This is a genomic window from Okeania sp. SIO2B9, from assembly GCF_010672505.1.
In the GTDB taxonomy this organism is placed as follows: Bacteria; Cyanobacteriota; Cyanobacteriia; order Cyanobacteriales; family Microcoleaceae; genus Okeania; species Okeania hirsuta.
On the sequence record NZ_JAAHGK010000127.1, the window covers coordinates 1 to 9,288 of the forward strand.

Here is a 9,288-nt window from a genome sequence, read left to right on the forward strand (position 1 = left end):
TTTTGATAAATTGCTAATTATTACTTGAGTTTATCAATAATTTTAATTAGAGTTTTTCCAGGCTTTAAATAATCTTTAAGAGTATCTAAATAAGTGACAAGGATTTGTAAGATAACACAACATATCGACAGTCTTTGCCCAGACGACTATACTTATCCGCACTATTGGCAGTCGATAAATTTTCGGATTATCATAGAGAAAAAAGAAACTTGAATTCATCAAACTAGGTAAGGTGGATAAAAATTACAAAACTTACTATTAGTTATGAATAATATCAAATCCGTTTAATCGCGCGATAAAAAACTTTCCTATCCTCTTCCTTCTTCTTACCTTCTGTACGTCGCCAATCCGACGGCTTCCCCGACCTAAGGACTTACTCCTCCGTCGTTATTTATCAGTATTCAACCGGACATGATATAACTTAATATTTGCTAATTGTATTATACTTTTTCCTTATTCTTTAATTAATTATGTGGACTATCGGTCAAAATAAAACTCATAAACAGAAAAACTGTATAGGCAAAATAATTTCGCAAAAAATTACTCAAATTACGAGCATATTACTATTATTTTGTTTATCATTTTTACTGGTTATATTTATCCTTCCTACAACTAGAGCTTCAACAACCAATATTTCAGCAAACCCACAACAAATTATTACTGCCACAGAAATAGATGATTCTTATGAAAAATTAATTGATGGATTGGAGAAACGAGAAGGGATGTTTACCATTTATAGGGATGAAGAAACAGGTAAAACATTAATGGAAGTTAAACCAGAGCAACTTAATAAAAACTTCCTTTCTATAATTACTTTAGAATCAGGTATTGGCGAGGCAGGTTTAATTAGTGGTATACCAATCAGAGATTTTGTATTTCAGTTGCGCCAACATCAAGATAATATTCAATTTGTCCTGCCCAATCTTAATTTTCGGACTAACGAATTAGACCCTCAAGCTCGTTCAATTCAACGTTCTTTTAGTGACTCAATTTTATATTCTTTGCCCATTGAAGCAACTCATCCTCAAAGAAAAACATTGTTGATTGATTTGGAAAATTTATTAATAGGAGAAATGAATTTACCATCATTAGAAAATGCTTTACCTAATGACTACTCAATAGATTTAACAAAGTCTTACATTAGTGATGCTAAAGCATTTCCTTTAAATATAGAATTGGAGTCAGTTTATAGTATTTTAAATAAAGATAATACAGCATATTTAGAATCTTTGGCAGATAGCCGTGCTTTTAACCTCAAAGTTCGCTACAGTTTTTCTGAATTGCCAATAAATAATGCTTATATTCCTCGATTAGCAGATGAAAGAGTAGGTTATTTTATTAGTGCTTATAAAGATCTTTCTGATAATAATCGTAGAGAACCTTATGTTCGTTACATTAAGAGATGGCATCTAGAAAAACAAATTCCTAGCGCACCTTTATCACCTCCCCTAGAACCAATAACTTTCTGGATAGAAAATACAGTACCAATCGAATATCGTGATGCCATTCGAGAAGGAATATTAATGTGGAATAAAGCTTTTGAAAAAGCAGGATTTATTAATGCGATTCAAGCCAAACAAATGCCTGATGATGCTACTTGGGACCCGGCCGATATTCGTTACAACACAATTCGTTGGTCTACTATTTTTGACTCTTGGCTTGCAGGTATTGGACCTTCCCGTGTCAATCCATTAACAGGGCAAATTTTAGATGCAGATATTATTCTCAATGCAGGTATTATTAGAAGTATTAAATATGGCGGAGTAGGCAGTATAATTTTACAAAATCAATCTCTGCCTGAAGCTTTTCAAACCAAGGATGGAAAAAGTTACAATCCCTGCGTATTAGATATGTATTCTCGCTATTTAGGAAATCTAAAAACTGAGACGGAACCTAATACTTCAAATAACAGTATAGAATCCATTATTCCTCAATCTCTACAAGCAAAATATCAATCTTTTCGGAAGTCGTCATTATCAAACTCTCACTCATCAGAACATCTTTGTTTTGATTGGGAGTCATCTCAGCAGTTGGCAATAGGGGCGGTGGCAATGGATGCTTTGCAAAACATCAGACCCCACAGTAAAGAAATGGATAGGTATGTAAATCAATATTTAAAATATCTTACTGCTCACGAAGTTGGACATACTCTTGGTCTGAGACATAATTTCCACGGTAGTACAATGCTCGAACCAGAACAGTTAAACGATACAACTATTACTCAAACAAAAGGGTTAGTAGCATCTGTAATGGATTATGTACCAGTTAATATAGCTCCACAGGGAACAATACAAGGAGACTATTTTCCCACTATAGTTGGTCCTTATGATGATTGGGCAATTGAATACGGTTATAAACCCAGTGGCACCACTAGCTATATAAGTGAAAAAGGATTCTTACAAGAGATTGCTAGACGAGCGTCTCAACCAGAATTATCTTATGCCACAGATGAAGATTCTTATGATATTCTCGATCCAGCAGCAAATACATTTGACCTTAGTAGCAATACATTAATTTATTCCCAGTGGCAACTGGATAACGCCCGGAATATTTGGAAAAGTCTAGAAAAGCGCGTTCCTCAAAATGATGAAAGTTATAGCGAAATCAGGGTAATGTTTGATACGGTATTCTTCTATTATATCCAGCAAATAATGGATACTACTTTGTATGTAGGCGGTCAGTCATTTAATCGGGAGAGTACAAAAAATACTAATGGGCGATTACCATTTGAAGCTATATCTGTAGAGCAACAACGCCAAGCATTAGAAATTATAGATAAATATATTTTTGCTGAAGATGCGTTTCAGTTTGCACCAGATTTACTTAATAAGTTAGCACCATCACGTTGGCGACATTGGGGAAGCTCTGTTTTAGTTTTTCCTTTAGATTATCCCATTCAAGATAATATTTTGTTTCTGCAAAGGATAGTTTTACGATCGCTCCTTTCTGATATTCGTTTGACTCGTCTACGAGATTTGGAGTTGAAGACAACCCCAGATAATGCGTTGAAACTACCGGAACTTTTTGAGATTCTGCAAAATAGTATCTGGACGGAAGTTTTAGAGTCTAGTGGTGGAGAAGTTGAGATTTCTAGTATGCGTCGCTCTTTGCAACGGGAACATCTAAATTTACTTATTTCAATGGTATTGCGTAATCGTACTGTACCTGAAGATGCTCGAAGTTTAGCTTGGTATGAATTGCGACAACTGGATAAAGATTTGGAGAAGATAATTAAAAAGCGAGGTAAGAAAATGGATGAGTATACCATAGCGCATTTGGAGGAAATACGCGATCGAATTGTGAAAACTTTGAATGCACAATTACAGTCTAATTAGTAGGTGGCAACACATATGGTAGGGTATAGTAATAGTTAGGATAAACTAGAATCTTAGCCAATTTTTAAGATTTTATAGCCTCTTGCAATGGCATAATTTTTTTAACCGTTCAGCTTGTCTATCTAGAATTATCTTTGTTTTGTGCACTGGAAACTCTTGCATAAATGCAAGCTATCACATCTGGTTTGGAATTGTAGTCATCCGTGATGATAATTGTACGAAAAGGCAATTGATCACCTGTTAAATTCCCTTGTTTCCACCACCTCCAGACTGTTAATAACTTATTCCTACTTTTTTCACATAGTCTGAGAGTTTCATGTCTATAGATTAACATGAATGACTATATTTGTGTTAAAATTTTGCAATACCAAATCCACGCAAAGGTAGTTATATCATGTTCCCCCTCTGAGGGAGCTACGAATTGCGGACGGGTCAGTTATAAATAAAATTTAAGGACTGACAGTACCGAAAGTACCAAAGAAATACTGAAATTATCAATACCCCCAATACCAATATTTCCTCTTTTTCTCCTTTCTTCCCTCCTGAGGAGGTGACTTCCCCTCCTGGGAGGGGGAGGGGCGAGGGGTGGGTTGACTCCTGAGGACTCACAACAGTTATTTATAAGTATTCAACCGTTAGCGTAGCTCCCCCGGAGGGGGAACATGATATTATACCAAATCCGGTTAATTGCACATAAAAAAATTCTCCAATCGTCATAAGTAGGCCCATCTTTGTAATCCTCTCTCCTCCTGACTCCTGACTCCTGACTCCTGACTCCTCCTGAGTTAACCATTCTATAACTGTTTAACCGGACTTGATATTACATCTCTCTTTGTCGATTGGATATAGCAAGGTCTCCTCGCCATTCCACCCTTCGGGAAGCTCCCCTAACAACCGCTTAATCTATATTTTTGGCCTTAAGTATAAAATTTTATCGCTCGCAGATATTGTAAATATTGAATCTTTTTTTTTCTTTTTTTTTATGCTTCTCTTCTTCTACTCCTGCGTACAATGTAGCAATATTTTATGAAATTGGGATAATATCATGTCCCTTTAATAGCGCGATAGAACTCCGTTGGATGCTCCGTGTTAGATGTCGCAGTTTGCGATTCGCATTCGGTGACCAAGAGCGTTAACGGAAAGCAGTAGCATGACCTTAGCGCAGCTCCGACCAAGGAGATAGGATGCGTTGTGCGCCAGCTAAACAAAAACTTTCTTCTCCTCTTCCTTGTTTTTTCCTCCTGACTCCTCCCTATGGTTTCTCAGAAGCAATGATCATTACAGTGGTTTACAGCGCTTTTCAGATTGGTGAACTACATATTCAAAACAATAATACTTGTAGGGACGTTCCATGGAACGTCCCTACTATGGTCGATTCAAATGAAAACTGCTGTAATCAGACATGATATCAATCTATCTATGTCCTCAGCAATTCTTTCTTTACTATAAGTAAAAAATATTAAATAATTGTAAAAATTATAAAAATAATATAAAAGACGCGATCTAAACTGCATTTATCAAAATTTTACTTTAGTAAAGCGACAAATAAAATCACGGGAATCCATAATTACATATAAAAATGACTAGATAAATGTATATCATAATTTTTACAAAAATATATAAAGATAGAAATTAATAGATTAAGTAGGTAAACACGAAAAAAAACAAAGTATGTAACAAAAATTCAAGTAGCTCAGAAGCCTCTTTCCTTCGGCTTTCTGCTCTCTGCCTACTGCCTTTCTCTAACGAAAAATTTTAACGTTTACCTACTTATATTAAAGTTGATTGACAAATGTGCCATGATGTACGATGTAAATTACAGGGTGGCATAAATATTTGTTGTGCAGTTAGTATTAGGGCTAAGGAAAAATAAGGATGCAGCCAATTCGACAAGGTGATGTAATATTACAATCAGTTAAGCTAGCTTTAGGTAAAAAACTATCTCACCTGACTTTAGCAGAAGGAGAGGTCACTGGACACTCTCATAGGATTACTCGTGGAGATGCAGAGCTACGCGAAAAAGATGGCACTCTGTACCTGAAAGTTTTGTCAGAAAAAGTAACTTTAACCCACGAAGAACATAAAGCCATCGAGATTCCTCAAGGAAATTGGATGGTACGCATTCAGCGAGAATATGAACCTCTTGGGTGGCGCTATGTGGCAGACTAAAATTGAAAACCTCACAGCAGAACAAAAAACATTAATACCAATGTATCAGGAAAAGTGGCACAAGAATATAGTGTCAACTGACCCGATAGATAGGGAAAGGGCAACAAATGCAGTAAACGCAGCTTATTCTGCGATGGGAAAACGGGAGCCAGAGATTCTATTTATCAGTAGTCCAGATACTATAAAAGAGATAGTAGGATCGCGATCGCCCCAACGTTTAGTGCAAATGTTGGGCACTCCCTTACTAACTTCCTTACAAGTTCAACTCTCAGAAGAAATAGAAAGCCAAATTGATGAACAACTCTGGCTGAAACTGGAAAATGATTTGCCCAATGAAGAATTACTACAGCTAATGTTTATCTGGCAAGATACCTTAGCTGAACACGCAGAATTATTAGAGGAGCTGTGGGTACAATGGCAAGGTGGCATTATTAGGCAAATCTGGGAACAGCAGCAAAAACAGTTGCGACAACAACTAATAGAGTTTCCTGGAGGAAATCCTTTAATTCGATTCGGAGATTTAATTTGGCAACAAGTTGGACAACCCCTATCACAACATATAGAAGTGAATATATGGGAGCATCTGTCTAGTCAACCCCTGATACGAGAGTGGGAGGAACAGATTAAGCAACCCCTGCAACAAATAGGCGATGCAATCGGGTTAGTCTCAAATATTAGCCAAAATTTGATGGCAAGTTCCATTGAAATGATCGATTTCTGTATCTCTGTACTTGAGTGTAGTTGCAACCAAAAAAAATGGCAGGCACTTCAAGAGTTGGTCAAAGAATGCGGGTTTGTGTTACAATTAGAGAATATCTGTTTGGTATGTGACCGCCCAATTAAGCTATCTCTGGACGAACAAAACCGTTTTCATGCTGAAGGGGGATCGGCAATTAGATTTATTGATGGTTATCGGATCTATGCTTATCATGGGGTAAAGCTGCCAGAAAAATATGGATTATTATATCCCGAACGATGGCAAGTACGGTGGTTACTGGAAGAAGAAAATGCCGAACTACGACGAGTATTAATTCAGGGAATAGGTTACAGTAGAATTTGTCAGGAATTGCAAGCAGTAGAATTAGATAGTTGGCGAGAGTATACTCTGTTGAGAATAGATAATTATATTGATGTTGAACCAATTTATCTATTAAAAATGATTTGCCCTAGTACAAATTATATTCATGCCACAAGAGTGCCTCCAGATATTAGTAAAGCGAGGGAGGCTATTGCTTGGGTAAACTGGGGGGTTGATCCAGAAGAATTTATGGTGGAAACTTAATAGATGTAGATTTGATTTTTCCTAGGTACTAACTAAGGAGTCAGGAGTCAACCCACCCCTCGCCCCTCCCCCTCCCAGGAGGGGGAGTCAGGAGTCAGGAGGAAAAAACAAGGAACAGAAGAAGAAAGTTTTTAATCGCGCTATTAAGCGGACATAATATAATATAGTCAGGACTTACAGACCTGCAGCGTATTTTTGTCTTAAGCAACCTACAGGGCAGCAATTTCAAATCATAGTTTTTCGTACCTCATGCATAACTCCTGATAGTGTTTTTATTTGAGATGTAAATCTAGATTGAGGTTTTTCTGATCAAAAAAGCGCACTGTTCCAGTACCCTATATCCTGATGTTTTCCCACCTTTACTATTCCCTATTTAATAGTACTTGGTTTCCATATCCCAGATAAAAAGGCTATAAGTCTCATGTCCGATCTGCAGAAATATTTTGCTCAATTGCTTGATAACATTCAGATACAGAAGCTTTTTGTGTCATCGCAGTCACTAATGCTTGATAAGCAGATTGATGATTTTCGATTAAACTTCGTGCTTGCAAGGATGCCCAACTTTGTTTAAGTTTAGATTCTGTAGAGCGCTTTAATTGTGTTAAGATTACTGTAATTTTTGCCCGGTCTTCTGCCCCACCCTCAGCGTTACCATAAACTAAATCTTCTGCAGCAATACCCGCCATCCAGACCGTAAAATATTGGTCTATAGCTTGTTCAGAAACCATACCCCTCTGTAACTGGGCAGCCAACTTTTCGTCATTAAACCTAACCCCACCCTGAGCAGACTGACCTTGCCGAAATGCCTCCCATGCACTGAGAGCATACCCACTAACAGGGATATCTAACAAATAAGCTACCAAAAAATGTCCAGCTTCGTGACTAATAATCCGGTCGCGTCTTTCTGAGGATGTACCTTCCACTAAGTCTACAATAATCATACTTGCCTGACCTTGCCATCCTAATGTATCTATAGCAGCTAGTACCATCACAGAAAAAGTAGCGATCGCTGGTATTACTGGGGATATATTAAAAATTGGTCCTAGTAAAGCAGACATTGTCATTATAAAAATACTAATCGCAATAATATTCAGGGAAGTTTGTCTCATATATTGAATTTATAGTAGTTATTTCTCATTATTATAAAACAACATTTAAGTTATATTCTATATTTTTTAAATACTATAAAATCAACAAGAATTAGGTTTTCAGAGTAAATTTTTAATGACAACTAACCAAGGTTTGCCCTCTACCTCAATGTTCAATTCAAACTACTCAATCCCTAATTTTCTATAAGTTTCAGGACCAACAACCCCATCAACTGTAATTCCTTCATTGGTTTGAAATTTCCTGACAGCAGCTTCTGTTATTGGTCCATAGATACCCTCAACGTCACTATCATTATTAAGATAACCACCTTCTTTCAATTTCTTCTGAACTCGACGAACGTCTCCACCCCTCATAAAAGGACTAGCTAATCGCAGAATTCGCAGTCCTGGGTCTCCTCCAAAACCTTCTGAGGGAGAAATACTGAGTTTACTTGCCGTTTCCAGTCCATATAAGCCATCAGCATCAATTTGATCGTTGAGATGGTTCTTGTTCCAAAGAGTTTGAAAGGCTTTAATTTCTATATTCCCGATGGGAATTCCAGGAAAACTAAAATGAACTACATTCCCCTGACCATAGCAAGTCCAGCCTTGAGCTTCTAAATAAGGTCTCCAACCACTCCAGTCAGCAACATCTAAAGCTAAACCACTTTCATGACTACTACTTCCTGGTTGTGCAACAGCTTAAAAACCGCAGGGATTTCCATATTCAAACCAGTAACGCAATAGATATTGTTGAGCACAAGTGCGATAGGCTGAGTTAATCCCCATTGTGGTGCCTCGGTTTTGGATTGCTCTTCTTAGTGCATTTTTGGCAGCTGGCTGTAATAAAGGAAATTGCTTTGGATAAATGGAAATATTAAGGTCTGAAAAATCTACGAGAGTTCCTGGGACAACGTTATTCACTTCAGCCAGAATTTGACGGGATAACTCATAAGCAATTTTTGTTCATAGACAAGGCGTAACGTTTTTTAGCATTTGCATTTTGTGTTTTTCCTTTATTCAATTGTTTCTAAGTGTAATAAACCTAATGCGTGCAAGGCCATTAAACTAACAACTCCGTCAGCCGCTAACCCATCAGCATCTTGAAAAGATTTAACAGCTACTTCTGTTGCTGCATCAAAATTACCAGTAATTTCTCCTTGATAGAAAGAAAATTCTTTGAGTCTTTCTTGAAGACGTTTTACACCTTCACCTGATGAACCCATTGATAAAATTCCCATTAGTTTTTCTCCTTACTTAATCCAAGTTTAATCATTATCTATACCTAGTGCTGAACGGGTTGCTGAACCAACAATTCCATCAACTACCAACCAATTTTGTTGTTGAAACTTTTTAATGGCTGCATCTGTTTGAGGACCGAAAACGCTATCAATTCCATCTTCTAGAAAGACTA

At 37.1% G+C, this 9,288-nt stretch carries 9 protein-coding genes; 3 read left to right on the forward strand and 6 right to left on the reverse strand.

Annotated elements, in window-relative coordinates:
- The first annotated feature begins 470 nt into the window (after positions 1–470).
- Positions 471–3,335 carry a zinc-dependent metalloprotease gene (locus tag F6K13_RS06995; protein WP_124154626.1) on the forward strand — a complete coding sequence of 955 codons (2,865 nt, stop codon included), beginning with the start codon at positions 471–473 and terminating at the stop codon, positions 3,333–3,335.
- 628 nt (positions 3,336–3,963) lie between these two features.
- Here F6K13_RS06995 and F6K13_RS07000 read toward each other — a convergent pair.
- Entirely contained in the window at positions 3,964–4,128 is a 165-nt protein-coding gene (locus F6K13_RS07000; protein ID WP_161564972.1) for a hypothetical protein, read from the reverse strand.
- Between the two features lie 1,082 nt (positions 4,129–5,210).
- Between F6K13_RS07000 and F6K13_RS07005 the strand changes: the two genes are divergently transcribed.
- Together F6K13_RS07005 and F6K13_RS07010 are read left to right on the forward strand one after the other, a co-directional pair.
- Positions 5,211–5,504: a hypothetical protein gene (locus F6K13_RS07005; RefSeq protein ID WP_124144256.1), complete on the forward strand. Its 294-nt coding sequence runs from the start codon at positions 5,211–5,213 to the stop codon at positions 5,502–5,504.
- Positions 5,491–6,786, forward strand: coding sequence for a DUF6745 domain-containing protein (locus F6K13_RS07010; RefSeq protein WP_124154625.1), 1,296 nt, complete (start codon positions 5,491–5,493; stop codon positions 6,784–6,786). The genes F6K13_RS07005 and F6K13_RS07010 overlap by 14 nt, the downstream gene beginning before the upstream one ends.
- 419 nt (positions 6,787–7,205) lie before the next feature.
- Here the strand turns inward: F6K13_RS07010 and F6K13_RS07015 are convergent, their stop codons facing one another.
- The 5 genes from F6K13_RS07015 to F6K13_RS07035 all read right to left on the reverse strand — a co-directional run bounded on the left by F6K13_RS07015 (position 7,206) and on the right by F6K13_RS07035 (position 9,268).
- Positions 7,206–7,895, reverse strand: coding sequence for an ATP-dependent Zn protease (locus F6K13_RS07015; protein WP_124144254.1), 690 nt, complete (start codon positions 7,893–7,895; stop codon positions 7,206–7,208).
- Positions 7,896–8,057: 162 nt separating this feature from the next.
- Positions 8,058–8,249 (reverse strand): peptidoglycan-binding protein, encoded by a 192-nt coding sequence (locus F6K13_RS07020; RefSeq protein ID WP_205127318.1) that lies wholly within the window; start codon positions 8,247–8,249, stop codon positions 8,058–8,060.
- Between the two features lie 327 nt (positions 8,250–8,576).
- Positions 8,577–8,798 carry a hypothetical protein gene (locus tag F6K13_RS07025; protein WP_124144252.1) on the reverse strand — a complete coding sequence of 74 codons (222 nt, stop codon included), beginning with the start codon at positions 8,796–8,798 and terminating at the stop codon, positions 8,577–8,579.
- 92 nt (positions 8,799–8,890) lie between these two features.
- Positions 8,891–9,115, reverse strand: a complete 225-nt coding sequence (locus F6K13_RS07030) for a peptidoglycan-binding protein (RefSeq protein ID WP_124144251.1) — start codon at positions 9,113–9,115, stop codon at positions 8,891–8,893.
- Between the two features lie 27 nt (positions 9,116–9,142).
- On the reverse strand, positions 9,143–9,268 hold the full coding sequence (locus F6K13_RS07035) for a peptidoglycan-binding protein (RefSeq protein ID WP_287287076.1): 126 nt from the start codon (positions 9,266–9,268) through the stop codon (positions 9,143–9,145).
- Between the last annotated feature and the right edge of the window lie 20 nt (positions 9,269–9,288).